This is a genomic window from Actinomadura decatromicini (genome assembly GCF_008121305.1).
Taxonomy (GTDB): Bacteria; Actinomycetota; Actinomycetes; order Streptosporangiales; family Streptosporangiaceae; genus Spirillospora; species Spirillospora syzygii.
The window spans coordinates 656,440-680,329 of record NZ_VSRQ01000005.1; the positions used below are offsets into that span (position 1 = coordinate 656,440).

The 23,890-nt window shown below is 68.9% G+C and carries 29 protein-coding genes and 1 pseudogene; 29 read left to right on the forward strand and 1 reads right to left on the reverse strand.

The window, feature by feature from the left end; translation table 11 throughout:
* The first annotated feature begins 112 nt into the window (after nt 1–112).
* From FXF68_RS25945 to FXF68_RS25960, 4 genes are all read left to right on the forward strand, one after another.
* Complete coding sequence (locus FXF68_RS25945; RefSeq protein WP_222870086.1) at nt 113–2,797, forward strand: hypothetical protein; 2,685 nt, start codon at nt 113–115, stop codon at nt 2,795–2,797.
* Between the two features lies 1 nt (nt 2,798).
* Nucleotides 2,799–4,589 carry a phospholipase D family protein gene (locus FXF68_RS25950; protein WP_148763537.1) on the forward strand — a complete coding sequence of 597 codons (1,791 nt, stop codon included), beginning with the start codon at nt 2,799–2,801 and terminating at the stop codon, nt 4,587–4,589.
* A gap of 39 nt (nt 4,590–4,628) precedes the next feature.
* Nucleotides 4,629–5,648 carry a DNA polymerase IV gene (locus tag FXF68_RS25955; protein ID WP_148763538.1) on the forward strand — a complete coding sequence of 340 codons (1,020 nt, stop codon included), beginning with the start codon at nt 4,629–4,631 and terminating at the stop codon, nt 5,646–5,648.
* A gap of 100 nt (nt 5,649–5,748) precedes the next feature.
* Nucleotides 5,749–6,027, forward strand: coding sequence for a hypothetical protein (locus FXF68_RS25960; RefSeq protein ID WP_148763540.1), 279 nt, complete (start codon nt 5,749–5,751; stop codon nt 6,025–6,027).
* A 114-nt stretch (nt 6,028–6,141) separates the two neighbouring features.
* On the opposite strand, the gene FXF68_RS25965 is transcribed toward FXF68_RS25960, so the two are convergent.
* The gene (locus FXF68_RS25965) at nt 6,142–6,639 is read right to left on the reverse strand and encodes an Lrp/AsnC family transcriptional regulator (protein ID WP_148763542.1); all 498 of its coding nucleotides are present in this window, start codon (nt 6,637–6,639) and stop codon (nt 6,142–6,144) included.
* A 34-nt stretch (nt 6,640–6,673) separates the two neighbouring features.
* Here FXF68_RS25965 and FXF68_RS25970 point away from each other — a divergent pair, with 34 nt between their 5' ends.
* The 25 genes and pseudogenes from FXF68_RS25970 to rplR all read left to right on the forward strand — a co-directional run bounded on the left by FXF68_RS25970 (nt 6,674) and on the right by rplR (nt 23,865).
* Nucleotides 6,674–7,495 carry an EamA family transporter gene (locus FXF68_RS25970; RefSeq protein ID WP_148763544.1) on the forward strand — a complete coding sequence of 274 codons (822 nt, stop codon included), beginning with the start codon at nt 6,674–6,676 and terminating at the stop codon, nt 7,493–7,495.
* A gap of 12 nt (nt 7,496–7,507) precedes the next feature.
* Nucleotides 7,508–8,488, forward strand: a complete 981-nt coding sequence (locus FXF68_RS25975) for an aldo/keto reductase (protein ID WP_148763546.1) — start codon at nt 7,508–7,510, stop codon at nt 8,486–8,488.
* A gap of 269 nt (nt 8,489–8,757) precedes the next feature.
* A complete protein-coding gene (locus FXF68_RS25980; protein WP_148763548.1) occupies nt 8,758–10,482 on the forward strand; it encodes a hypothetical protein in 1,725 nt (574 codons plus the stop codon).
* 615 nt (nt 10,483–11,097) lie between these two features.
* Complete coding sequence (rpsL, locus tag FXF68_RS25985; protein WP_067889275.1) at nt 11,098–11,472, forward strand: 30S ribosomal protein S12; 375 nt, start codon at nt 11,098–11,100, stop codon at nt 11,470–11,472.
* Entirely contained in the window at nt 11,472–11,942 is a 471-nt protein-coding gene (rpsG, locus tag FXF68_RS25990) for a 30S ribosomal protein S7 (RefSeq protein ID WP_148763550.1), read from the forward strand. The genes rpsL and rpsG overlap by 1 nt, the downstream gene beginning before the upstream one ends.
* Before the next feature lie 40 nt (nt 11,943–11,982).
* Nucleotides 11,983–14,094, forward strand: a complete 2,112-nt coding sequence (gene fusA / locus FXF68_RS25995) for an elongation factor G (RefSeq protein ID WP_148763552.1) — start codon at nt 11,983–11,985, stop codon at nt 14,092–14,094.
* Nucleotides 14,095–14,185: 91 nt separating this feature from the next.
* On the forward strand, nt 14,186–15,379 hold the full coding sequence (gene tuf, locus FXF68_RS26000) for an elongation factor Tu (protein ID WP_148347478.1): 1,194 nt from the start codon (nt 14,186–14,188) through the stop codon (nt 15,377–15,379).
* 100 nt (nt 15,380–15,479) lie between these two features.
* Nucleotides 15,480–15,788 carry a 30S ribosomal protein S10 gene (gene rpsJ, locus FXF68_RS26005; protein ID WP_018657599.1) on the forward strand — a complete coding sequence of 103 codons (309 nt, stop codon included), beginning with the start codon at nt 15,480–15,482 and terminating at the stop codon, nt 15,786–15,788.
* A gap of 14 nt (nt 15,789–15,802) precedes the next feature.
* Nucleotides 15,803–16,453 carry a 50S ribosomal protein L3 gene (gene rplC, locus FXF68_RS26010; RefSeq protein ID WP_148763554.1) on the forward strand — a complete coding sequence of 217 codons (651 nt, stop codon included), beginning with the start codon at nt 15,803–15,805 and terminating at the stop codon, nt 16,451–16,453.
* Complete coding sequence (gene rplD / locus FXF68_RS26015) at nt 16,450–17,052, forward strand: 50S ribosomal protein L4 (RefSeq protein ID WP_148763556.1); 603 nt, start codon at nt 16,450–16,452, stop codon at nt 17,050–17,052. The genes rplC and rplD overlap by 4 nt, the downstream gene beginning before the upstream one ends.
* 10 nt (nt 17,053–17,062) lie before the next feature.
* The gene (gene rplW, locus FXF68_RS26020) at nt 17,063–17,362 is read left to right on the forward strand and encodes a 50S ribosomal protein L23 (protein WP_067889250.1); all 300 of its coding nucleotides are present in this window, start codon (nt 17,063–17,065) and stop codon (nt 17,360–17,362) included.
* 39 nt (nt 17,363–17,401) lie between these two features.
* Nucleotides 17,402–18,235 carry a 50S ribosomal protein L2 gene (gene rplB, locus FXF68_RS26025; protein WP_067889247.1) on the forward strand — a complete coding sequence of 278 codons (834 nt, stop codon included), beginning with the start codon at nt 17,402–17,404 and terminating at the stop codon, nt 18,233–18,235.
* Between the two features lie 12 nt (nt 18,236–18,247).
* On the forward strand, nt 18,248–18,529 hold the full coding sequence (rpsS, locus tag FXF68_RS26030) for a 30S ribosomal protein S19 (RefSeq protein ID WP_067807019.1): 282 nt from the start codon (nt 18,248–18,250) through the stop codon (nt 18,527–18,529).
* Nucleotides 18,530–18,555: 26 nt separating this feature from the next.
* Nucleotides 18,556–18,939 carry a 50S ribosomal protein L22 gene (gene rplV, locus FXF68_RS26035; RefSeq protein WP_067889241.1) on the forward strand — a complete coding sequence of 128 codons (384 nt, stop codon included), beginning with the start codon at nt 18,556–18,558 and terminating at the stop codon, nt 18,937–18,939.
* Complete coding sequence (rpsC, locus tag FXF68_RS26040; RefSeq protein WP_148763558.1) at nt 18,939–19,805, forward strand: 30S ribosomal protein S3; 867 nt, start codon at nt 18,939–18,941, stop codon at nt 19,803–19,805. The genes rplV and rpsC overlap by 1 nt, the downstream gene beginning before the upstream one ends.
* Nucleotides 19,806–19,812: 7 nt before the next feature.
* The gene (gene rplP / locus FXF68_RS26045) at nt 19,813–20,232 is read left to right on the forward strand and encodes a 50S ribosomal protein L16 (protein WP_148347472.1); all 420 of its coding nucleotides are present in this window, start codon (nt 19,813–19,815) and stop codon (nt 20,230–20,232) included.
* Complete coding sequence (rpmC, locus tag FXF68_RS26050; RefSeq protein WP_148763560.1) at nt 20,232–20,468, forward strand: 50S ribosomal protein L29; 237 nt, start codon at nt 20,232–20,234, stop codon at nt 20,466–20,468. The genes rplP and rpmC overlap by 1 nt, the downstream gene beginning before the upstream one ends.
* The gene (gene rpsQ, locus FXF68_RS26055) at nt 20,465–20,737 is read left to right on the forward strand and encodes a 30S ribosomal protein S17 (protein ID WP_067889229.1); all 273 of its coding nucleotides are present in this window, start codon (nt 20,465–20,467) and stop codon (nt 20,735–20,737) included. The genes rpmC and rpsQ overlap by 4 nt, the downstream gene beginning before the upstream one ends.
* Before the next feature lie 77 nt (nt 20,738–20,814).
* Nucleotides 20,815–21,183, forward strand: coding sequence for a 50S ribosomal protein L14 (rplN, locus tag FXF68_RS26060; protein WP_021596728.1), 369 nt, complete (start codon nt 20,815–20,817; stop codon nt 21,181–21,183).
* Nucleotides 21,183–21,470 (forward strand): annotated as a pseudogene (gene rplX, locus FXF68_RS26065) (50S ribosomal protein L24); the annotation flags it as partial. The gene rplN and the pseudogene rplX, both read left to right, overlap by 1 nt.
* 136 nt (nt 21,471–21,606) lie before the next feature.
* Nucleotides 21,607–22,182, forward strand: a complete 576-nt coding sequence (gene rplE, locus FXF68_RS26070) for a 50S ribosomal protein L5 (protein ID WP_067889226.1) — start codon at nt 21,607–21,609, stop codon at nt 22,180–22,182.
* A 4-nt stretch (nt 22,183–22,186) separates the two neighbouring features.
* Nucleotides 22,187–22,372, forward strand: coding sequence for a type Z 30S ribosomal protein S14 (locus tag FXF68_RS26075; RefSeq protein WP_067889223.1), 186 nt, complete (start codon nt 22,187–22,189; stop codon nt 22,370–22,372).
* 154 nt (nt 22,373–22,526) lie between these two features.
* Complete coding sequence (gene rpsH, locus FXF68_RS26085; protein ID WP_067889220.1) at nt 22,527–22,925, forward strand: 30S ribosomal protein S8; 399 nt, start codon at nt 22,527–22,529, stop codon at nt 22,923–22,925.
* A 14-nt stretch (nt 22,926–22,939) separates the two neighbouring features.
* Nucleotides 22,940–23,476 carry a 50S ribosomal protein L6 gene (rplF, locus tag FXF68_RS26090; RefSeq protein ID WP_148347466.1) on the forward strand — a complete coding sequence of 179 codons (537 nt, stop codon included), beginning with the start codon at nt 22,940–22,942 and terminating at the stop codon, nt 23,474–23,476.
* Between the two features lie 2 nt (nt 23,477–23,478).
* Nucleotides 23,479–23,865, forward strand: coding sequence for a 50S ribosomal protein L18 (rplR, locus tag FXF68_RS26095; RefSeq protein WP_148763564.1), 387 nt, complete (start codon nt 23,479–23,481; stop codon nt 23,863–23,865).
* Nucleotides 23,866–23,890: the final 25 nt, after the last annotated feature.

Sequence of the window (23,890 nt, forward strand, 5' to 3'; positions counted from 1 at the left end):
TCGACCCCCGAATGTTAGGGATTCCTGCGCGCCGTGCGGCGGAGCAAGTATGGTCGCGCACGTCAGCGCTCATCACGGGGAGTGACGAGATATGTCGGAAAGTGAGAATGCGGTGGCCGACCAGCCGGGGGGTCCGACCCAGCCGCCGCCACCGCCGTCGCCGCTGATCGAGAGTGCGACCCGGGAGTTGCACAAGGGGACGCTGGTGCCGCTGCGCCTTCCGTCCATCCTGTCGTTCGGGCAGGCGATGGCCAAGCTGGGATTCGTCCAGCGGCTCGGCCTGCGACCAGGAGAGGTCGAGGACGCGGCGCGCCGGCTCCGCGAGATGAGGGCCGAGGCGGGCTCCATGCCGGACGCCACCGCGCTGGAGCTGCTCGGGTCGTTCGAGGAGCCGGGCGTCCCGCACCTGTTGCAGGCGGCGCAGGCGCTGGCCGGTGTTCCGGTCGAGGCGCTCCTCGGGTTCGGCCGGGCCGTGGTGGAGCTGCGACGGGGCGACCTGGAGCGGATCACCGCCGAGAGGGGCGGCGGCGGCGAGGCGGCCGGTGCGGCGCACAACGACCTGCACGGTGCGGTGCTGGCGGTCAAGGGTCTGGAGATCAGCACCGATGCCCACGGAGGGGTCGGGGCGCTGAACCTGGAGCGGCTGGAGATGACGCCCGCCGGGATCGAGCGCGGCGAGCTGGTGGGCACCGTCCCGCTGGCGCCGCTTGAGCAGACCGCGGTGACGCAGAAGGAGTGGTCCGTCCAGAAGAAGGAGTTCACCTCGATCGTCACCGACTCGCTGGAGACGCTGAGTGAGACGGGGGTGACCGACAACACCGAGCTGTCGCAGTCGACGAACTCCCAGCAGGAGCACTCGAACCAGTTCAATGTGACCGGCACCGTGTCCGGCGGTATCCCGGTGATCTCCGGGTCGGTGACGTCGTCGTTCACCGGGCAGGGCAAGGAGTCGGAGTCGGCGACCGAGAGCCGCAAGCACGCGACCGGCCTGACGCAGAAGGCGTCGTCCCGCGCCAAGCAGGAGCACAAGGTCACCATCGCGACGACGACTGTCACCGGGACGTCGCAGACCACGACGCGGACGCTGCGCAATCCGAACGACACCAACCCGATCCGGGTCGACTACTACAGCATGATGCGCAAGTGGCGGGTGCGGCTGTACCGGTACGGGCTGCGCTCGACGTACGACATCGTCCTGCCCGAGCCCGCCTCGTCGATGCGGCGGGCCTACGTCGAGCTCACCGCGCTGAAGGCCCGGCTGGGGCCGTTCGTGTTCGACCTCCCGCACAGCGACATCACGGCCGACATCCGCACGGGCGATCCGAAGCCGCCGGTGACCGACCCGCCCACCCCTGACCAGCCGCATTACCTGGTGCTGGCCGACCGGTACCACGCTCCGGCGCCGCCTCCGCCGCCCGCGCCGACGAAGATCATCAACCTGTCCGCGGACGACCTGAACCTGGGGGTGGGCCGGCACAGCGGAAAGGTCACGGTGAACGTGCCGCCGAACTACCGGATCGCATCGATTCTGATGAACGCCAGCCTGGAGCACGCCGAGCATGATGGACGGTTCACCGTCATGGGCACCAACATCAGCTTCGACCCGTTCGGCCACCACAAGGACTACGTCGACTTCGCTCTCTTCGCCCACGACGGCTCGACCCCGTTCCTCCTGAACGCCACGGAATCCCAGCCCATCCGGATGCTGTTCGAGGACGTCAACTCGGCCACCATCACCTTCACCGTCCGCTGCGTCCCCACCAACGAGTCGATGGACCAGTGGCGCGCGGACGTGTGGAACGGCTTCTACAACGCGGCGCAGGCGCAGTACTTCGCGGAGCAGCAGGACATCGCGGGCAAGATCGCGGCCCTGGAGGAGAGGCTCACGAACGTCGACACCCTCACGCTGCGGCGCGAGGAGAACGACGAGGTGATGAAGGGGGTACTGCGGTACCTGCTCGGCACCCGGTTCCCCACGATGCCGGGCAAGGTCCTCGCGGCGTTCGAGAAGGCCAACGTGGACGTCACGCACGGCACGGCCTTCGAGACGGGCGCCATCAAGCCCGACGCCGAAGAGTGGACCCTGGTGCGGCAGTACGAGGAGATCGTCCGGTTCGTCAACCAGGCGATCGAGTGGGAGAACGTCGTGACGTTCCTCTACTCCTATTTCTGGGACATACCCGCGAGCTGGGACTTCATCAGGCAGCTCGAACACCCCGACGCGACGCGGCAGGCGTTCCTGCGCGCGGGCAGCGCCCGGATCGTGCTGACCGTCCGCCGCGGCTGGGAGACGCGGTGGGCGAACTTCGTCGACCGCGGCCTGCTCGACGACCCGAGGGAGCCGGACCCCGAGTCGCCGTACTGGACCATCGCCCAGGAGATCGCCGCCTACGACGACCGGAACTATCCCGGCATCCCGCCCGCCAACCCCGGAAAGACGGCGACCCGGCTGGAGGACGCGGTGATCACCACGTCCCCCGTCAGCGTCAGCCCCAGCACGGGCCCGGTCGCGATCCAGGTGGCCGCCAGCGCGGGCTTCCTGGTCGGGGCGCAGGTGGTGATCGACTCCGTCCGGGGGCTCGACCACAACCAGGAGGCGCAGACGATCGTCGAGATCCCGGACGCGACCCACATCAAGGTCGGCAAGCTCACCAAGGCGCACACGGGCACGGCGGCCTCGCCGTTCTCGGTCGTCCAGCCCGGGGAGAAGGGCGAGCTGATCGCCGAGTGGAACGAGTACACGCCCACGTCCGGCATCGACATCACCGTCACCTACAACCCGGCGCAGGGCGCCTGACATGCCGCCGAAACCCCCCGGGCCGCCGAAACCGCCCGGGCCGCCGCCGAAGCCGTTCACCACCTGCCAGGAGGACGCGGCCGAGGTCGCGAAGCTCCCGCACCGGCCGGACCCCGACCCGTCGGACCCGAGGCCCAGCGGAAAGCACGACCGGGTGAAGGAGCAGATCACCGGCTGGTACGGCCAGCCGGGGCCGCTGCCGACGATGGGCAACTCCGTCGTCCCGTACATCTACGGCAGATGCGCGTTCCTCGACATGGGCACGGCGCTCGCCGGCGCCACGTCCGCCGACCACCGGATCTACGTCCTCGGCTGGGGCGTCGACAAGGACGCGGTCATGATCGAGGCGGCGGGCGGCTCCCCGGCGGTCAAGTTCGGCGACCTGTTGCAGCGCACCAAGGCCCAGGTCAGAGGCATGTTCTGGGACAACCCCGACGTCGGGGGCGATCCAACGATGAATCCGGCCGGCGGCAACAACGTTCCCATCGCGAACTTCATCAACGGGCTCCCGAACGGCCTGGCCATCCTGGACGGGAAGCTTCCGCGCCTGCGGTACAACGGCGCCTACTTCGATCGGACGGGCGCCGCCCACCACCAGAAGCTGCTGGTCGTGTCCGGCGCGCTCGGCCTGGTCGCGTTCACCGGTGGAATGGACATCAACGGCAGCCGCGTCGGCACCGATCCCTTCCACGACGTCCAGTTCCGCGTCACGGGCCCGGCCGCGGCCGCGCTGCTGCGGGTCTTCCGGGAACGGTGGCTCGACCATCCGGATTCCCGACTGGACGCCGTCAAGTTCAGCATGCCGCGGGCGCAGGTGGAGGCCGACTTCGCGCTGGCCGCCACCAGGCAGGCGCCCGTGCCGCTCCCGTCCAGCACGCTCGGCCGCGGGTCGCGGGGGCCGGGGACGTGTGCGGTCGCCGTCGGCCGCACGTACTCCGACCTGGGCAAAGTGAACAAGTCGCTGGAGCGGTACGGCTTCGCGCCGGCCGGCGAGCGGACCGCCTGGGAGCTGATCAAAAGGGCGGTGAGCCGGGCGCGCCACTACATCTACATCGAGGACCAGTACCTCGTGAGCCGGCGGCTCAAGGCGCTGCTGGTGGACCGCCTCCGCGATCCCGAGTTCAAGTTCCTTCTCATCCTGATGGAGCAGTCGAGGAGCTTCGAGCACGACAACGAGCTCGTCAAAAGGAAGAAGAAGCTGGATGAACACGGCAATGTCATCAGGGACGCCAACGGGGTAGAGGAAGAGGAGATCTCTTTCCCGAACGAGTTTCCCTATCTCATCGGCGCGCGCAACGAGTGGCGGACCGACTTCGCCGCCGCCGATCCCGGCGGACGCAAGTGGCGGATGTTCTCGCTGAAAGCGAGCCAGGACGACGAGCGCCGGAAATGGTGCGGGCCCTACGTCCATGCCAAGACGATCCTCGTCGACGACGAGTTCGCCGTCATCGGGACCGTCAACGTCGACGACCGCGGCTACACCTTCGACACCGAGATCGCCGCGGGCATCACCGACGACCTGTTCGGCAGGATGGGCGGCCGGCGCTTCGCCCGGGACCTGCGCGTCAACCTGTGGCACAAGCACCTCGCCGTCCCACGCGCCCGACTCGCCACCTGGGAGTCCGGCCTGCAGGTCTGGCGCAGGCCGCCGCCCGAGGCGATGGTCGTCGACAGCAGCGCACTGGAGGCCAGCCCGCTCCTCGGCGGGGCCAAGGCCCTGCTCCGGGACAACCAAGACGCGGACCGGGGATGGAGGGAGACCATCGACCCGGACGCCGACCTGCGCCCCTGATCTCCCTGGTGTTTGCGCTGGTGCGGGGACAATGGTGGGGTGGCTCGGTGGGTCCTGCACGTTGATCTGGACCAGTTCATCGCCGCTGTGGAAGTGCTGCGCCGTCCGGAACTGAGCGGGCGGCCGGTCGTCGTCGGCGGGGAGGGTGATCCGACGAAGCGCGGCGTGGTGAGCACGGCTTCTTATGAGGCGCGTGCCCACGGCGTGCATTCCGGGCTGCCGCTTCGGACGGCGGTCAGGCGGTGTCCGGAGGCCGTCTTCCTGCCCGTCGACCGGGATCTCTATGAGGACGTATCGGCCCAGGTCATGGCCGTATTGCGGGGTCTCGGCGCGGTGGTCGAGGTGATGGGCTGGGACGAGGCCTTCCTCGCCGTGGACGGCGACCCGGAGGAAATGGCGCGGCGAATCCGTGAACGGGTGCGCGCGGCGACAGGGCTCGAATGCACGGTCGGCATCGGGCAGAACAAACTCCAGGCGAAACTGGCGACGGGATTCGGCAAACCGGCCGGGATATTCCGGCTCACGGGAGAGACGTGGTCCGAGGTGCTCGGCGACCGTCCGGCCGACGCGCTCTGGGGGATCGGGGCCAAGACCGCCAAACGGTTGAAAGGGCTCGGCATCGGGACGGTCCGGGAACTCGCGGCAGCCGATCCGGGCGCGCTGGCGGACGCGATCGGCCCCACCATCGGGCCCTGGCTGGTGCGGCTCGCGCAGGGGCGGGACGACTCCCCGGTCAGCGACGCGCCCTACGTCCCGCGCTCGCGTGGACGGGAGACCACCTTCCAGCGGGATCTCGACGACTGGGACGACGTCCGCCGCGAGGTCGCCAGGCTGGCGCGCCGGGTCGCCGGGGACGTCGCCGCCGACGGGAGGCAGGTCGCGCGCGTCGTGGTCAAGGTCCGGTACGCCCCGTTCTTCACCCAGACGCACGGTCGGACGCTGGACGCCCCGACCGTCGACCCAGAACGCATCGAGGATGCCGCGCTCGACGTGCTCGACGCGTTCACCGGACGGCGGCCGGTGCGGCTGCTGGGCGTCCGCGCCGAGTTCGCCCGCTGACCCCCAAACCCGAACCCACCCGGCTTGACCTGGAGGTATATGGGATTTCTTGACTCTTTGCCGTGTTTTGCGGTGGCGTGGCCGGGGAGGAACCCGTGCGTTGACCGATGAACGCGACGGGGGAGAAGCACAGATGAAGAAGGTCATGACCGGTGCGTTGATCGTCGCCGTCCTCGGGATCGGCGGAACGACGAGCGCGATGGCGGCTTCGCCGTCCCAGGACGGACAGCAGCCGCGCCAGGACTGCCGCACCTACTCAAGCGTCACCCAGTGTGGCGAGCCGCAGCTCAACCAGACGCAGCAGGCGTGCGTGAACTCGGCGGTCCAGCAGGGCATGACCGAACGGCGTGCGGTGGTGGAGTGCCACACCTTCGCGTAAGACCACACGTAGCGGAAGGGCCCGTCCTCCGGGACGGGCCCTTCCGCGTCCGTCAGGCGGCCGGTGCGGGCGCCGTGCTGAACGCGAAGCCCGACGGCGGATCCGCGCCTCCGCCTAACCCACGCTGTCGTCGTCTACCGGGAGTGGACGTCTTGGGACGGGTGCCGACTGGAGGATCGACGTCGTCGTTCGTGCGTAGGGCGTGAAGCGGTCGAGGATCGGTTCGAGTTCCTCCACGCTGCGCAGGTGCGCGATGAAGAAGAAGCAGTCGTCGCCGGTGATGCGGTGGCATTCCACGATCTGCGGGATCTCGTCGGCGATCTTGGGGATGCGGCTCAGCTCGCGCGGGCTCGGGTTCACCCGGACGAGGATCGTGATCGGAAAGCCCAGCGCGACCGGGTCGACGGTGGCGTGGTAGCCGGTGATCACGCCCGTCTCCTCCAGCCGCTGGACGCGCTCGGCGACGGCAGGGGCGGAGAGGGCGACCCGCCGGCCCAGTTCCGCTAGGGACGCGCGCCCGTCCCTTTGCAGCTCGGTAAGGATCCTTAGGTCGATCGCGTCGAGAGGCTTCGGTTCGTAGGCGCGGCCTGGCCGACCCCTTCTGTTCGCCATTCCACCAACTTACGAAGCGTCCGACGATACGGCCATGTCGTTTCCGCCTTGGACGTACTTCGTCGGCAGTGCGGTGTTCCACTATCTGGGTCCGTCGTTCGCCGTTCTGCTGTTCTCCCGGGTCGCGCCCTTGGGCGTCGCCGGGATACGCATCTGGAGCGCCGCGCTGGTGTTCGTCCTGTGGCGCCGCCCCTGGCATGTGCTCCATCGCGGTACTTGGCGGACGGTCGTGCTCTGGGGCGCCGTCCTCGCCGCCATGAATTCGGCCTTCTATATGGCGATCGCGCGTCTGCCCCTGGCGACCGTCGCCGCGATCGAGTTCCTCCCCGTCATCGGCATCGCCGCCCTGGGAATGCGCACGCGACGCAACGTCGCCGCCCTCGCGGCAGCGGTGACCGGTGTCTACGTGCTGACGGACGTACGGCTGGAGGGGGAGCCGCTCGGTTTCCTCTTCGCATTCGCCAACGCGGGACTGTTCGCGCTCTACGTGGTGATAGCGCACCATGCCGCACAGTCGGACGCGGGAGGAATCGACGGGTTGGCCCTAGCGATGGTGGCCGCGACAGTGTTCGTTCTACCCATAGGTGGAGTACAGGCTGTACCGGTGCTATCGGACGGGGTCGCGTTGGCAGCGGGCCTTGGGGTCGGTATCTCGTCGTCTGTCATTCCTTATGTATGCGACCAGTTGGCCATGGCCCGCCTCAGCCGCGCGACCTACGCGCTGATGGTCGCGCTGCTGCCCGCGACGGCGACCGTGGTCGGGCTCGTCGTCCTGCGGCAGGTCCCGACGACGGCGGAACTGGCCGGGGTCGGTTTGGTGATCGCCGGTGTGGCGTTGCACCGTGGAGAACGGTGAGAGGAGCTGGACATGGAACAGGTACGTCTCGGCACGACGGGCACGAGGGTCTCGCGCGTCTGCCTGGGGATGATGAGCTACGGCGACCCGGCCGTGCGCGCGTGGACGCTCGACGAGGACGGGGCGGAGCCGCTCGTCCGGCGGGCCGTCGAAGGGGGCGTCACCTTCTTCGACACGGCCGACGTGTACTCGAACGGCGTCAGTGAGGAGATCACCGGGCGTCTGCTCCCGAAATTCTTCCCCCGGCGTGACGACTATGTCCTGGCGACGAAGGTCTGCCTCCCCATGGGGGAAGGTCCGAACGACCGGGGCCTTTCGCGCAAGCACATCCTGGCGAGCATCGACGACTCGCTACGGCGCCTTGGCACCGACCACGTCGACCTCTACCAGATCCACCGCTGGGATTACGAGACACCCATCGAAGAGACCATGGAGGCCCTGCACGACGTCGTGAAGTCGGGCAAGGCGCGCTACATCGGGGCGTCCAGCATGTATGCGTGGCAGTTCGCCAAGGCGCAGCACGCCGCCGAATCCCACGGCTGGACGAAGTTCGTCACCATGCAGAACCACTACAACCTCATCTACAGAGAAGAGGAGCGCGAGATGGTTCCGCTCTGCATCGACCAAGGTGTGGGGCTCATTCCGTGGAGTCCGCTTGCCCGGGGGATGCTGGCCGGGAACAGGGAGCGGGGTGGTGAGCGCAAGACCGTACGGTCCCAGAGCGACGCTTACGGGGAGACCCTCTACACCGATGACGACTTCGACGTCGTGGATGCCGTCCGCGAGGTCGCTTCCGAGCGGGGCGTTCCGCCGGCGCAGGTCGCGCTCGCGTGGCTGCTCGGCCGTCCCGGCGTCACTGCCCCGATCGTCGGCGCGACGAAGCTCACCCACGTGGACGACGCGATAGCCGCCGAGGCCCTGGAGTTGGACGAGAAGGAGGTCGCGCGGCTGGAGGCGCCGTACCGTCCGCACCCGGTGCGCGGCCACTCCTGAGCGCCCGCTCGGGGGACCGTTCCCGAGCCGACGACCAGCACGGACGCCCCCGGGGCCGGAACGACCCGGGGGCGTCCCGCGTCTATCAGAGTGGTGATTTGCGATAGCACGGGCGATCGGGGCAGGCTGGTGGCGAGAACGCCCACGCCCGGCAAGATCGCCACGTGGGGGACGAGAGCAGAGGTCCGGAGGCCGCGTTACGCGCCGCGCGCTTCCGGACGTCCGGGATCCGAGGAACCCCGGGACGACGGCGCTGAAGGAGCCCGACGATGACCGAGAACGACGGCACGCAGGGACCGCAGCGGCCGGTGCCGGAGGACGAGGGTCAGTCCAGGACGCCGGAGCCGCCGCAGGAGCCGCCCGCGCGTCCCCTGGGCGACCGCACCGTGGTGTTCGGCGCGCCCCAGCTGGGCGGCGCCCCCGGCGGCGCGACGCCGCCGCCGGAGCCGCCGCGCGAGGACGAGCGTCCCGCGCCGCCTCCGCCGCCCCCGACGATGGTCGAGCAGCCGCTGCAGCAGTTCGGTGAGCAGCAGCCGCCGCCCCCGCCGCGGTTCGGCGGCCAGGAGCAGGCCCCGTACGGGCAGCCGCCCGCCGGGCAACTGCCCTACGGCGCGCCTCCCGGCCCGGGCGGCTTCCCGCCCCCGCCGGAGCAGCAGCAGTGGAGCCAGCCGCAGTACGGCCAGCAGCCCGAGCAATCCCCGTACGGCCAGCCCGAGCAGTCGCCCTATGGGCAGCAGCCTGAGCAGTCGCCGTACGGGCAGCAGGAGCAGGCGCCCTACGGGCAGCAGGAGCAGGCGCCCTACGGGCAGCAGCCTCCCGCGTACCCGCAGCAGCCCATGCACGGCGCGCCGCAGGAGCAGCACCCGCCGCAGTACGGGCAGCCCCAGTTCGGCGGGCAGGGCGGCGCGTTCCCGCCGCCCGAGCCCGCGGCGACCGCCGAGCAGGCGTCGCCCGAGCCGCCGGAGGCGGCCAACGAGCGGACGATGATCGTCCCCGGTCCGTCCTCCGGCGCGCCGGAGAGCGAGCCGCAGCGTCCCGTGGTGGACGACCAGGCGACCCTGCACTGGTCGCCCGGCACCGACATCCCGGTCGCGACCGGGCCCGAGCGCAGGCAGGACCCGCCGGCCGCCGGACCCGGCCAGGGCGAGCCGTGGCAGACGCCGACGCCGCCGGCCACGCCGGAGCCGTGGTCGCCGGAGTCGTCCCAGCCCGGCGGCGCCGGGCAGCAGGGCGGCGGTCAGCAAGGCGGTGGTCAGCAGGGCGGTGGCGGACAGATCGACACCGAGCGGACGATGATGGTGCCCCCGCCCGAGTCCGGCTACGGCGCGGGTCCGGGCGCGCAGGCGCCCGACGACCCGTACCGTCCGCACGCCGAGGGCGGCGTCGAGGACGCGCGTCCGACCGAGGCGTTCGACCCGTCGGCCCACACCCGTCCGGCGGCCGAGCCGCAGGGCCTGGCCGAGCACACCCGGCTCGACATCGGCCAGCAGCAGTGGGGCCAGCCCCAACAGCAGCAGGGCGGCCAGCAGTTCGGCGCCCAGCAGGGCTACGGCCAGGCAGAACAGCAGCAGGGCTACGGCCAGCAGGACCAACAGGGCTACGGTCAAGCCGAGCAGCAACAGGGCTACGGCCAAGCCGAACAGCAGGGTTACGGCCAGCAGGACCAGCAGGGCTACGGGCAGGGCGGCGAGCAACAGCAGCAGGGCTACGGGCAGCAGGGGTACGGCCAGCAGCAGCCCTACGGCCAGCAGGCGTACGGGCAGCAGCAGACGCCCCAGCAGCAGGCGCCGCCCCAGCAGGGCTACGGTCAGCAGCAGCATTACGGCCAACCCGGCCAGTACGGTCAGCAGCAGGGCCAGTACGGTCAGCCGCAGACCTACGGTTCCGGCGCCGATGAAGGCAAGGGCGGCAAGAACACGCTCATGCTCGTCGTCGGCGGCATCGTCGCCCTCATCGTCGTCATCGTGGTGGTCTACGTCGCCTTCCTCCGGTAGGAGGGCGCGGTGACGCACACCACGGTCGGGACGGCGTAAAACCTGTTCCACCTCTTCCCCAAACGCGGGGACCTGGGACACAATGCCGACGGGTCGTTCCCCCGGGAACATCCGTCGGCACCAGGCCGTTCACCGTCAAGGGAGCAAGGGTCTCCCGCGACCTCTCCACCGACCCGCCGGAACCGCGGACTTGCGCCGGAAGGCGCCCGCGCGGTAGTGCACTCTGGATTTTGCACTTTGGCCCAGGGCTCGGTAACCTTCTCACTTGTGCCCGCTGTGTGCGGGCCGCTGTGCGTGCGCGTCGGCGAGGCCGTCAGGCCCGGCTCCAGCGCCGCATCGGATGAGTCCGTTCCGCCTTCGGCGGGCACGGTGGCCGCGAGGTTCTCGGGCCATCGGCCGCGCGGGGCGAAAGGGGCTCGACTCCCCGGCTTGATTCGGCCCTCATACGGGCCGGGCGGTCTGTGTCGGAATCTCGCGGGTGTATTTCCGTGGGGTGGCGACACGCCCGACCGCGTGGGTCGGAGAGGTCGGGAAACCGGCAGGTCACAGCCTCGCCTGAGGTGGTGATTGCAGCAATAAGACTTACCGGCTCGGTACGAGGAAGACGGAGACGCGGTGCCCACGATCCAGCAGCTGGTCCGCAAGGGCCGCCAGGACAAGGTGACCAAGAACAAGACGCCCGCGCTCAAGGGCAGCCCCCAGCGCCGGGGTGTCTGCACGCGCGTCTACACGACGACGCCCAAGAAGCCGAACTCGGCGCTTCGCAAGGTCGCCCGTGTCCGCCTGTCGAGCGGGATCGAGGTCACGGCCTACATCCCCGGCGTCGGCCACAACCTGCAGGAGCACTCGATCGTGCTCGTCCGCGGCGGCCGTGTGAAGGACCTCCCGGGCGTTCGGTACAAGATCATTCGCGGCACGCTGGACACCCAGGGCGTCCGGAACCGCAAGCAAGGCCGCAGCCACTACGGCGCGAAGAAGGAGAAGGGCTGATGCCGCGCAAGGGCCCCGCTGGCAAGCGCCAGCTGATCGCTGACCCGGTGTACAACTCGCCGCTGGTCACCGCGCTCATCAACAAGGTTCTCCTGGACGGTAAGCGCTCCATCGCGCAGACCATCGTCTACGAAGCGCTGGAGGGCGCTCGCGAGAAGACCGGCAACGACCCGGTCGTCACGCTGAAGCGCGCGCTCGACAACGTCAAGCCCACCCTGGAGGTCCGCAGCCGCCGCGTCGGCGGCGCGACCTACCAGGTCCCCGTCGAGGTGCGGCCGGCCCGCAGCACCACGCTCGCCCTGCGCTGGCTGGTGCTCTACGCCCGGCAGCGCCGCGAGAAGACCATGACCGAGCGGCTGATGAACGAGCTGCTCGACGCGAGCAACGGCCTCGGCGCGTCGGTGAAGAAGCGCGAGGACACCCACAAGATGGCGGAGTCCAACAAGGCATTCGCCCACTACCGCTGGTAACCCCGGCGAACTGCAACGACGAGACGACGCGAGGACGAAAGTGGCTACCAAAACCGGTGTAGACCTGGCCAAGGTCCGCAACATCGGGATCATGGCCCATATCGACGCGGGCAAGACCACGACGACCGAGCGCATCCTGTACTACACGGGGATGAGCTACAAGATCGGCGAGGTCCACGACGGCGCCGCCACCATGGACTGGATGGAGCAGGAGCAGGAGCGGGGGATCACCATCACCTCCGCCGCCACCACCTGCGAATGGCCCGTCGACGAGGTCAAGCACACGATCAACATCATCGACACCCCGGGACACGTCGACTTCACCGTCGAGGTGGAGCGCAACCTGCGGGTGCTCGACGGCGCAGTCGCGGTGTTCGACGGCGTGGCCGGAGTGGAGCCCCAGTCCGAGACGGTGTGGCGGCAGGCCGACCGCTACGGCGTGCCCCGCATGTGCTTCGTCAACAAGCTCGACCGCGTCGGCGCGGAGTTCCACCGCTGCGTCGACATGATCGAGAACCGTCTCAACGCGACGCCGCTCGCGTTGCAGCTTCCGATCGGCGCCGAGTCGGACTTCAAGGGCGTGATCGACCTCGTCACGATGAAGGCCCTCGTGTGGAACGAGGAGGCCAAGCTCGGCGAGATGTACGACACGCTCGACATCCCCGACACGCACGTCGAGGCCGCCCGCGAGTGGCACGACAAGCTGGTCGAGACCCTCGCCGAGAACGACGACGAGATCATGGAGCTGTACCTGGAGGGCGACGAGCCCACCGCGGAGCAGCTCCACGCCGGCATCCGCCGCGCGACGATCGCCGCGAAGCTCACTCCGGTGCTGTGCGGCACGGCCTTCAAGAACAAGGGCGTGCAGCCGCTGCTGGACGCGATCGTCCGCTACCTGCCGTCGCCGCTGGACGTCGAGGCCATCGAGGGCCACGCCGTCCGCGACGAGGAGAAGGTGCTCTCCCGCAAGCCGAGCGAGGAGGAGCCGTTCTCCGCGCTGGCGTTCAAGATCATGAGCGACCCGCACCTCGGCAAGCTGACCTTCGTGCGCGTCTACTCGGGCGTCATGGAGTCGGGCGCGAACGTGATGAACTCCGTCAAGGAGCGCAAGGAGCGCATCGGGAAGATCTACCGGATGCACGCCAACAAGCGCACCGAGATCGAGCGCGCGGGCGCGGGCGACATCGTCGCGGTGATGGGCCTCAAGCAGACCACCACCGGTGAGACGCTCTGCGACGACAAGGACCCGATCGTCCTGGAGTCGATGAACTTCCCGGCGCCGGTCATCCACGTCGCGATCGAGCCGAAGACCAAGGCCGACCAGCAGAAGCTCGGCACCGCCATCCAGCGGCTCGCCGAGGAGGACCCGTCCTTCCAGGTCCGCACGGACGAGGAGACCGGGCAGACCGTGATCTCCGGCATGGGCGAGCTCCACCTGGAGATCCTCGTCGACCGGATGAAGCGCGAGTTCAAGGTCGACGCCAACGTCGGCCGCCCGCAGGTCGCCTACCGCGAGACGATCACGAAGAAGGTCGAGAAGGTCGAGTACACCCACAAGAAGCAGACGGGTGGCTCCGGCCAGTTCGGCCGCGTGATCATCGACCTGGAGCCGCTCGGCGGCGGGTCGGACGGCTACGAGTTCGAGAACAAGGTCACCGGCGGCCGCATCCCGCGGGAGTACATCCCGTCGGTCGACGCGGGCTGCCAGGAGGCCGCCGAGTTCGGTGTCCTCGCCGGCTACCCGATGGTGGGCGTCAAGGTCACTCTGCAGGACGGCGCCTACCACGAGGTCGACTCGTCGGAAATGGCGTTCAAGGTCGCCGGTTCCATGGCGTTCAAGGAGGCCGCCCGCCGGGCGACCCCCACGCTGCTGGAGCCGATGATGTCCGTCGAGGTCACCACGCCCGAGGACAACATGGGCGACGTGATCGGCGACCTCAACAGCCGCCGCGGCCAGGTCCAGTCCATGGACGAGCGGCACGGCATGCGCGTCATCAAGGCGCTCGTGCCCCTGTCCGAGATGTTCGGCTACGTGGGTGATCTGCGCAGCAAGACCCAGGGCCGGGCTGTCTTCACGATGCAGTTCGACTCCTACGCCGAGGTTCCGGGGAACGTCGCGCAGGAGATCATCGCCAAGGCGCGGGGCGAATAGCCAATAAGCCCCAGCCGGGCCGTAGTCAGATCACAAGACGTAACTCGAAGCGGTCGTCAAGGCGGCCGAGGATCGCAACAAGGAGCAACCAGTGGCGAAGGCCAAGTTCGAGCGGACCAAGCCGCACGTGAACATCGGCACCATCGGACACATCGACCACGGTAAGACCACGCTTACCGCGGCGATCACCAAGGTGCTCCACGACAAGTACCCGGACCTCAACCCCTTCACGCCGTTCGACGAGATCGACAAGGCGCCGGAGGAGCGCGAGCGCGGCATCACCATCTCGATCGCGCACGTCGAGTACCAGACCGAGGCCCGGCACTACGCGCACGTCGACTGCCCGGGGCACGCCGACTACATCAAGAACATGATCACCGGCGCCGCGCAGATGGACGGCGCGATCCTGGTGGTCGCCGCCACCGACGGCCCGATGCCGCAGACCAAGGAGCACGTGCTCCTGGCCCGCCAGGTCGGCGTCCCCTACATCGTCGTCGCGCTGAACAAGTGCGACATGGTGGACGACGAGGAGATCCTCGAGCTCGTCGAGCTTGAGGTCCGCGAGCTGCTCACCGAGTACGAGTTCCCGGGCGACGACGTCCCGGTCGTGCGCGTCTCCGCGTTCCAGGCCCTCCAGGGCGACGAGAAGTGGGCCGCCTCCATCGGCGAGCTCATGGACGCCGTCGACGAGAACGTGCCGGAGCCGGTCCGCGACATCGACAAGCCGTTCCTGATGCCGATCGAGGACGTCTTCTCGATCACCGGCCGCGGCACCGTCGTGACCGGCCGCATCGAGCGCGGTGTCGTGAACGTCAACGAGACCGTCGACATCATCGGCATCAAGAACGAGAAGACCACGACGACCGTCACCGGCGTCGAGATGTTCCGCAAGCTGCTCGACCAGGGCCAGGCGGGCGACAACGTCGGCCTGCTGCTGCGCGGTGTCAAGCGCGAGGACGTCGAGCGCGGCCAGTGTGTCATCAAGCCGGGCACCACGACCCCGCACACCGAGTTCGAGGCTCAGGTCTACATCCTGTCCAAGGACGAGGGCGGCCGCCACACGCCGTTCTTCAACAACTACCGTCCGCAGTTCTACTTCCGGACCACGGACGTCACCGGCGTGGTGAACCTCCCCGAGGGCACCGAGATGGTCATGCCGAGCGACAACACCGAGATGCGCGTCGAGCTGATCCAGCCCGTCGCCATGGAGGAGGGCCTGAAGTTCGCCATCCGCGAGGGTGGCCGGACGGTCGGCTCGGGTCGCGTCACCAAGGTCATCAAGTAACACCCCTCATGAGAGCGGCGGCCCGGCCGCCACGGCGGGGCCGCCGCTCTCATGAACCGAAGTAAACAGCGGCACTACAGCAAAGGACACCGAGGCCACCATGGCGGGACAGAAGATCCGCATCCGGCTCAAGGCCTACGACCACGAGGTCATCGACACCTCCGCGAAGAAGATCGTTGAGACGGTGACGCGGACGGGCGCCAAGGTCGCGGGCCCGGTGCCGCTGCCGACCGAGAAGAACGTGTACTGCGTCATCCGCTCGCCGCACAAGTACAAGGACAGCCGCGAGCACTTCGAGATGCGCACGCACAAGCGGTTGATCGACATCATCGACCCGACGCCCAAGACGGTCGACTCGCTGATGCGGCTCGACCTTCCGGCCGGCGTTGACATCGAGATCAAGCTCTGAGGGACGCACCGACAATGAGTACGCAGAGGAAGGGCGTCCTGGGCGAGAAGCTCGGCATGACCCAGGTCTTCGACGATGAGGGCCGGATCGTCCCGGTGACCGTCGTCCAGGCCGGGCCGTGTGTCGTCACCCAGCTCAAGAGCCAGGAGAAGGACGGCTACAGCGCCGTCCAGATCGGGTTCGGGCAGATCGACCCGCGCAAGGTGAACAAGCCGCGCACGGGTCACTTCGAGAAGGCCGGCGTCACGCCGCGCCGCTACCTCGTCGAACTGCGGGCGGACGACACCACCGAGTACGAACTCGGCCAGGAGATCACCGCCAGCGTCTTCGAGGCCGGCCAGAAGATCGACGTGACCGGCACGAGCAAGGGCAAGGGCACCGCGGGTGTCATGAAGCGCCACGGGTTCAAGGGCCTCGGCGCCTCGCACGGCACCCAGCGCAAGCACCGCTCCCCGGGTTCGATCGGCGGCTGCGCGACCCCCGGTCGCGTCTTCAAGGGCCTCCGCATGGCGGGGCGGCACGGCAACGCCCGCACCACCGTGCAGAACCTGACCGTCCACGCCGTCGACGCGGAGAAGAACCTGCTGCTGATCAAGGGCGCGGTTCCCGGTCCCAACGGCGGCGTGGTGCTGGTCCGCGACGCAGTGAAGGGGACGGGCAAGTGACGACCAAGCTCGACATCGACCTGCCCGCGGAGGTCTTCGACGCGAAGACCAGCGTGCCGCTGATCCACCAGGTCGTGGTGGCCCAGCTGGCCGCGGCCCGGCAGGGCACGCACGCCACGAAGACGCGCGGCGACGTGCGCGGCGGCGGCAAGAAGCCGTACCGGCAGAAGGGCACCGGACGCGCCCGCCAGGGCTCGACCCGCGCGCCCCAGTTCGCCGGCGGCGGCGCCGTCCACGGCCCGCAGCCGCGCGACTACTCGCAGCGGACGCCCAAGAAGATGAAGGCCGCCGCGCTCCGCGGCGCGCTGTCCGACCGCGCCCGGTACGGCCGGGTCCACGTGGTCGACCAGCTCATCGAGGGCGACACCCCGAAGACGAAGACGGCGCTGACCGCGCTGCGCGAGGTCACCGAGGCCAAGCGCGTCCTCCTGGTCCTGCACCGCGACGACGAGCTGACCTGGAAGAGCCTGCGCAACGAGCCGAGCGTGCACGTGCTCGTCTCCGACCAGCTCAACACCTACGACGTGCTGGTGAACGACGACGTGGTCTTCACGAAGACGGCGTACGACGAGTTCATCTCGCGCGCGGCGAAGAAGTAAGGAGGGTCGAATGAACAAGATCGCCGACCCCCGCGACATCATCATCGCGCCGGTCGTCTCGGAGAAGAGCTACGGGCTGCTGGACGAGAACAAGTACACGTTCATCGTGCGCCCGGACGCCAACAAGACCCAGATCAAGCAGGCGGTCGAGAAGGTGTTCGGCGTCAAGGTGACGAACGTGAACACCCTCAACCGGCAGGGCAAGCGCAAGCGCACCCGGTTCGGCTACGGCAAGCGCAAGGACACCAAGCGCGCCATCGTCAGCCTGGCCGAGGGCGAGCGGATCGACATCTTCGGCGGCACGGCCTGACGGCCGCGTCCCGAAGCAGACAAGGGATGAACGAATAAGATGGGCATCCGTAACTACAAGCCGACGACTCCGGGGCGTCGCGGCTCCAGCGTGGCCGACTTCGTCGAGATCACGCGCAGCGAGCCGGAGAAGTCGCTGCTGCGTCCGCTCCCCAAGAAGGGCGGCCGCAACAACCACGGCCGCATCACGACCCGGCACCAGGGCGGCGGGCACAAGCGCGCCTACCGCGTGATCGACTTCCGCCGGCACGACAAGGACGGCGTCCCGGCGAAGGTCGCGCACATCGAGTACGACCCGAACCGCACCGCGCGGATCGCGCTGCTGCACTACGTGGACGGCGAGAAGCGCTACATCCTCGCCCCCCGCGGCCTGAAGCAGGGCGACCGGGTGGAGAACGGGCCGAGCGCGGACATCAAGCCGGGCAACTGCCTGCCGCTGCGCAACATCCCGACCGGTACGGTCATCCACGCCATCGAGCTTCGCCCCGGCGGCGGCGCCAAGATCGCCCGCAGCGCGGGCGCGGGCGTCCAGCTGCTGGCCAAGGAGGGCAAGTACGCGACGCTGCGCATGCCGTCCGGCGAGATGCGGATGGTGGACGTGCGCTGCCGCGCGACGGTCGGCGAGGTCGGCAACGCCGAGCAGTCCAACATCAACTGGGGCAAGGCGGGCCGCATGCGGTGGAAGGGCAAGCGCCCGACCGTCCGCGGCGTCGCCATGAACCCGATCGACCACCCGCACGGTGGTGGTGAGGGCAAGACCTCCGGTGGTCGGCACCCGGTGAACCCGGCCGGCAAGAAGGAAGGCCGCACCCGCAAGGCGAACAAGCCGAGCGACCGGCTCATCGTCCGTCGTCGCAGCAAGAAGAAGCGGTAGGAGACGCTCGTCATGCCACGTAGCCTCAAGAAGGGCCCCTTCGTGGACGACCACCTCATGAAGAAGGTGGACGTCCAGAACGAGAAGGGGACCAAGAACGTCATCAAGACGTGGTCGCGGCGCTCCATGATCGTGCCGGACATGATCGGTCACACGATCGCCGTGCACGACGGCCGCAAGCACGTCCCGGTGTTCATCACCGACGCCATGGTGGGGCACAAGCTCGGCGAGTTCGCGCCGACGCGGACGTTCCGCAGCCACGTCAAGGAAGACCGCCGCAGCCGTCGCGGCTGACCAGGCAGAGCAGAGAGGGAACAGCGATGGAAGCCAGGGCCCAGGCGCGGTTCATCCGCGTCACGCCCAGGAAGGCCCGCCGCGTGGTGGACCTCATCCGCGGCCTTTCCGCCGCGGAGGCTCAGGCGGTGCTGCGGTTCGCCCCCCAGGCTGCGAGTGAGCCGGTGGGCAAGGTGCTGGCGAGCGCCATCGCCAACGCCGAGCACAACTTCAAGCTCGACTCGGACACGCTCGTCGTGAGCCGTGCGTGGGTGGACGAGGGACCGACGCTCAAGCGGTTCCGTCCCCGCGCCCAGGGCCGGGCTTACCGCATCAACAAGCGCACGAGCCACATCACCGTTGTCGTGGAGTCGCGGGACGAAGCCGCCTCCGCGTCCGGTGGCGGTCGGAAGACGAGGAGGGCCCGCTAGTGGGTCAGAAGATCAACCCGCACGGGTTCCGGCTCGGCATCACCACCGACCACAAGAGCGTGTGGTTCGCCGACAAGCTCTACAAGGACTACGTCAAGGAAGACGTCCAGATCCGGCGCATGCTGCAGAAGGGCATGGACCGGGCGGGCATCTCCAAGGTGGAGATCGAGCGGACCCGTGACCGTGTCGAGGTCAACATCCACACGGCCCGGCCGGGCATCGTCATCGGCCGCCGCGGCGCGGAGGCCGAGCGCCTGCGCGGCGACCTGGAGAAGCTGACCGGCAAGCAGGTCCGGCTGAACATCCTCGAGGTCAAGAACCCCGAGATCGACGCGCAGCTCGTCGCGCAGGGCGTGGCCGAGCAGCTGTCCAGCCGCGTCGCGTTCCGCCGCGCCATGCGCAAGGCGATCCAGTCCGCGATGAAGTCGGGCGCCAAGGGCATCAAGGTGCAGTGCGGCGGCCGTCTCGGCGGCGCCGAGATGTCGCGGTCGGAGTTCTACCGCGAGGGCCAGGTCCCGCTGCACACGCTCCGCGCCGACATCGACTACGGCTTCTACGAGGCCCGGACGACGTTCGGCCGCATCGGCGTCAAGGTGTGGATCTACAAGGGCGAGGCCGCGGCGACGCGCGCCGAGCGCGAGCAGAAGGCCGCGCAGCAGCGCGCCGCCGGCGGCGGCGGTGGCCGTGAGCGCCGCGGCGGTGGCGGCGGCGAGCGCCGCGGCGGCGGCGGTCGCGGTGGACGCGGCGGTCGCGGCGGTGGCGGCGGCGAGCGCGGCGGCCGCGGCGGCGGCGAGCAGAAGCAGCAGCAGGGTTCCGAGCAGCAGGCCCCGGCGGCCGAGGCTGCTCCGCAGGGTGAGGGGAGCTGAGTAACCGATGCTGATCCCTCGCAAGGTCAAGCACCGCAAGCAGCACCACCCGAGGCGCCGTGGCATGGCCAAGGGCGGCACGCGGGTGGCTTTCGGCGAGTACGGCATCCAGGCCATCGAGAGCGCGTACGTGACCAACCGGCAGATCGAGGCCGCGCGTATCGCGATGACCCGCCACATCAAGCGCGGCGGCAAGGTGTGGATCAACATCTTCCCGGACCGCCCGCTGACCAAGAAGCCCGCCGAGACCCGCATGGGCTCCGGCAAGGGCTCGGTCGAGTGGTGGGTGGCCAACATCAAGCCGGGCCGCGTGCTCTTCGAGATCTCCTACCCGAACGAGCAGGTCGCTCGGGAGGCGCTCACGCGCGCGATCCACAAGCTGCCCATGAAGTGCAAGATCGTGAAGCGAGAGGTGGGTGAGTCCTGATGGCCAAGGGTCTTACCGCCGACGACCTGCGGACCGAGCCCGAGGACGTCCTGCACACCAAGCTGAAGGAGGCGAAGGAGGAGCTGTTCAACCTGCGCTTCCAGGCCGCCACCGGCCAGCTTGAGAGCCACGGGCGGCTGCGTGCCGTGAAGAAGGAGATCGCCCGCATCTACACGGTGCTGCAGGAGCGCGAGCTCGGCATCGTCACGGTCAAGGACGCCGAGGAGAGCGAATGACCGAGCAGCAGACCGCGGCGCGGAGCAGCCGCAAGATCCTTGAGGGCCTCGTGGTCAGCGACAAGATGGACAAGACCGTCGTCGTGTCCGTCGAGGACCGCGTGAAGCACGCGAAGTACCACAAGGTGATCCGCCGCACGAAGAACTACAAGGCGCACGACGAGGCCAACGAGTGTGGCGTCGGCGACCGCGTCCGTCTCATGGAGACCCGGCCGCTGTCCGCCACCAAGCGGTGGCGCGTGGTCGAGATCCTCGAGAAGGCCAAGTAATTACCGGTTCCACCAGGCTGATCGCCCGCGGCCGTGGGCCAACGCGATCAGAACCGGTGTGACGAACAGGAGTCAACGTGATCCAGCAGGAGTCGCGACTCAAAGTCGCCGACAACACGGGTGCCAAGGAGATCCTTTGCATCCGCGTTCTCGGCGGCTCGGGTCGGCGCTACGCGGGAGTCGGCGACATCATCGTCGCGACGGTGAAGGACGCCCTTCCCGGCGCGGGCGTGAAGAAGGGTGACGTCGTCAAGGCGGTCGTGGTGCGCACCCGCAAGGAGCGCCGGCGTCCGGACGGCTCCTACATCCGCTTCGACGAGAACGCCGCCGTCCTGATCAAGGACGGTGGAGACCCCCGGGGCACCCGAATCTTCGGCCCGGTGGGCCGTGAACTGCGCGAGAAGAAGTTCATGCGCATCATCTCGCTCGCGCCGGAGGTGCTCTGATGAAGATCCGCAAGGGCGACGAGGTCATCGTCCTCGCCGGCAAGGACCGGGGCGCGACCGGCAAGGTCCTGCGCGTCATCCCGCGCGAGGACCGGGTCGTCGTCGAGGGCGTCAACCTCATCACCAAGAACATCAAGGCCGACCAGCAGCGCGCGGGCAAGGAGAGCGGCCGCGTCACGGTCGAGGCGCCGCTGCACGTCAGCAACGTCGCGCTCGCCGAGAACGGGCAGCCGGTCCGGATCGGCTACGAGTTCGACGAGGACGGCAACAAGGTCCGGGTCACGCGCCCGCACAAGAGCCGGGCCAAGGCGTCCGGCAAGGCGAGCAAGGCCAAGTCGTCCGCCAAGCCCGCGAAGGCGGCCAAGCCCGCCGAGCCGGCCGAGAGCGACGAGTCGGCCGAGGCCGCGAAGGAGCCCGCTTCCGATGACTGAGACCGTGACCGAGCGTCCCGTCCCGACGCCGAGGCTCAAGGTCCGCTACCGCGAGGAGATCGCGGGCGCGATGCGCGAGCAGTTCGGCTACGCCAACGTGATGCAGATCCCCACGCTGACCAAGATCGTGGTCAACATGGGCGTCGGCGACGCGGCGAAGGACGCCAAGCTCATCGAGGGCGCGATCCGCGACCTGTCGCTGATCACCGGCCAGAAGCCGGCCGTGAACCGGGCCCGCAAGTCCATCGCGCAGTTCAAGCTGCGCGAGGGCATGCCGATCGGCGCGCACGCGACGCTGCGCGGCGACCGCATGTGGGAGTTCCTCGACCGGCTGCTCGCCACGGCGCTGCCCCGCATCCGTGACTTCCGCGGCCTGTCGCCGAAGCAGTTCGACGGCAACGGCAACTACACGTTCGGGCTGACCGAGCAGGTCATGTTCCACGAGGTCGACCCCGACAAGGTCGACCGGCAGCGGGGCATGGACATCACGGTCGTCACGACCGCGAAGACCGACGAGGAGGGCCGGGCGCTGCTGAAGCACCTGGGCTTCCCCTTCAAGGAGAACTGAGCGCATGGCGAAGAAGTCGATGATCGCCAAGGCCGCGCGGAAGCCGAAGTTCGGCGTGCGCGCGTACACTCGATGCTCGCGCTGCGGCCGTCCGCGTTCCGTCTACCGGAAGTTCGGCCTGTGCCGGATCTGCTTCCGGGAGATGGCGCACCGCGGCGAGCTGCCCGGCATCACGAAGTCGAGCTGGTGAACCGCCGTCCCGGGCCCGCGGCGTTGCCGCCCCGGGACGCGGACACCGGCCAGTAATGACCGACCGGGCATCCGACCAGGATGCCCATGACCGCGCCAAAGGTCCACGGGCCGAGCGGGCCGAGGAAACCGTGGCGAGGGAGGGCCAGTAGGCCATGACGATGACCGACCCGATCGCAGACATGCTGACACGTCTGCGGAACGCGAATTCGGCGTACCACGACTCCGTGGCGATGCCGTACTCGAAGATCAAGGCGCACATCGCCGAGATCCTCCAGCAGGAGGGCTACATCTCGGGCTGGAGCGTGCAGGACGCCAAGGTCGGCAAGGAGCTCATGATCGAGCTCAAGTTCGGACCGACCCGGGAGCGTTCGATCGCCGGCATCAAGCGCGTCTCGAAGCCGGGTCTGCGCGTGTACGCGAAGAAGGACAACCTGCCGAAGGTCCTCGGCGGCCTGGGCGTCGCGATCATCTCGACGTCCTCCGGGCTGATGACGGACCGGCAGGCGGGCAAGCGCGGCGTGGGCGGCGAAGTCCTCGCCTACGTGTGGTGAGGGGGTTCTGACCAATGTCTCGAATCGGACGCAGCCCCATCACCGTGCCCGGCGGTGTCGAGGTCACCCTGGACGGCCGTGAGGTCGTCGTCAAGGGGCCGAAGGGCACGCTGTCGCACACCGTCGCCGACCCCATCGAGGTCAAGCAGGAGGACGGCTCGATCGTCGTCTCCCGGCCGAACGACCTCAACAAGGTCCGCGGTCTGCACGGGCTCACCCGGACGCTGATCAACAACATGGTCGTCGGCGTGACCGAGGGCTACAAGAAGACCCTGGTGATCCAGGGCGTCGGTTACCGCGTGGTGGCCAAGGGCAAGAACCTGGAGTTCTCGCTCGGGTACAGCCACCCGATCGTCGTCGAGCCGCCCGAGGGCATCAACTTCACGGTGGAGCGCCCGACCCAGCTGATCGTCGAGGGCATCGACAAGCAGAAGGTCGGCGAGGTCGCCGCGAACATCCGCAAGCTGCGCAAGCCCGACCCGTACAAGGGCAAGGGCGTGCGGTACGAGGGCGAGCAGATCCGCCGCAAGGTCGGAAAGGCTGGTAAGTAGTCATGGCTGGCACGAAGACCCTGGCCGGCAAGGCCACGTCGGCGCGGGCCAAGTCCCGCAGGCGCCGGCACCTGCGGGTCCGCAAGAGGGTCCTCGGCACCGCCGAGCGTCCCCGCCTGGTCGTGACGCGGTCCACCCGGCACGTGTTCGTCCAGGTCATCGACGACGACAAGGGCCACACGCTGGCCAGCGCGTCCACGATGGAGGCCGACCTGCGCGCCGACTCCGGCGACAAGACGGCCAAGTCCCGCAAGGTCGGCGAGCTCGTCGCCGAGCGGGCGAAGCGGGCCGGCGTGTCCGCGGTCGTGTTCGACCGCGGCGGCAACAAGTACCACGGGCGCATCGCCGCGGTCGCGGACGGCGCCCGCGAGGGGGGCCTCGAGCTCTGATGGCCCTTACCAAGGTGAACGAGAG

Excerpts from the sequence above, each read along its gene's own strand:
- FXF68_RS25950 (WP_148763537.1), top strand. The coding sequence starts at position 2,799 with ATGCCGCCGAAACCCCCCGGGCCGCCGAAACCGCCCGGGCCGCCGCCG.
- FXF68_RS25965 (WP_148763542.1), bottom strand. The coding sequence starts at position 6,639 with ATGGCGAACAGAAGGGGTCGGCCAGGCCGCGCCTACGAACCGAAGCCT.
- FXF68_RS25970 (WP_148763544.1), top strand. The coding sequence starts at position 6,674 with ATGTCGTTTCCGCCTTGGACGTACTTCGTCGGCAGTGCGGTGTTCCAC.
- FXF68_RS25975 (WP_148763546.1), top strand. The coding sequence starts at position 7,508 with ATGGAACAGGTACGTCTCGGCACGACGGGCACGAGGGTCTCGCGCGTC.
- FXF68_RS25980 (WP_148763548.1), top strand. The coding sequence starts at position 8,758 with ATGACCGAGAACGACGGCACGCAGGGACCGCAGCGGCCGGTGCCGGAG.
- rpsG (WP_148763550.1), top strand. The coding sequence starts at position 11,472 with ATGCCGCGCAAGGGCCCCGCTGGCAAGCGCCAGCTGATCGCTGACCCG.
- rpsJ (WP_018657599.1), top strand. The coding sequence starts at position 15,480 with ATGGCGGGACAGAAGATCCGCATCCGGCTCAAGGCCTACGACCACGAG.
- rplC (WP_148763554.1), top strand. The coding sequence starts at position 15,803 with ATGAGTACGCAGAGGAAGGGCGTCCTGGGCGAGAAGCTCGGCATGACC.
- rplW (WP_067889250.1), top strand. The coding sequence starts at position 17,063 with ATGAACAAGATCGCCGACCCCCGCGACATCATCATCGCGCCGGTCGTC.
- rplB (WP_067889247.1), top strand. The coding sequence starts at position 17,402 with ATGGGCATCCGTAACTACAAGCCGACGACTCCGGGGCGTCGCGGCTCC.
- rpsS (WP_067807019.1), top strand. The coding sequence starts at position 18,248 with ATGCCACGTAGCCTCAAGAAGGGCCCCTTCGTGGACGACCACCTCATG.
- rplV (WP_067889241.1), top strand. The coding sequence starts at position 18,556 with ATGGAAGCCAGGGCCCAGGCGCGGTTCATCCGCGTCACGCCCAGGAAG.
- rplP (WP_148347472.1), top strand. The coding sequence starts at position 19,813 with ATGCTGATCCCTCGCAAGGTCAAGCACCGCAAGCAGCACCACCCGAGG.
- rpmC (WP_148763560.1), top strand. The coding sequence starts at position 20,232 with ATGGCCAAGGGTCTTACCGCCGACGACCTGCGGACCGAGCCCGAGGAC.
- rpsQ (WP_067889229.1), top strand. The coding sequence starts at position 20,465 with ATGACCGAGCAGCAGACCGCGGCGCGGAGCAGCCGCAAGATCCTTGAG.
- rplE (WP_067889226.1), top strand. The coding sequence starts at position 21,607 with ATGACTGAGACCGTGACCGAGCGTCCCGTCCCGACGCCGAGGCTCAAG.
- FXF68_RS26075 (WP_067889223.1), top strand. The coding sequence starts at position 22,187 with ATGGCGAAGAAGTCGATGATCGCCAAGGCCGCGCGGAAGCCGAAGTTC.
- rpsH (WP_067889220.1), top strand. The coding sequence starts at position 22,527 with ATGACGATGACCGACCCGATCGCAGACATGCTGACACGTCTGCGGAAC.
- rplF (WP_148347466.1), top strand. The coding sequence starts at position 22,940 with ATGTCTCGAATCGGACGCAGCCCCATCACCGTGCCCGGCGGTGTCGAG.
- rplR (WP_148763564.1), top strand. The coding sequence starts at position 23,479 with ATGGCTGGCACGAAGACCCTGGCCGGCAAGGCCACGTCGGCGCGGGCC.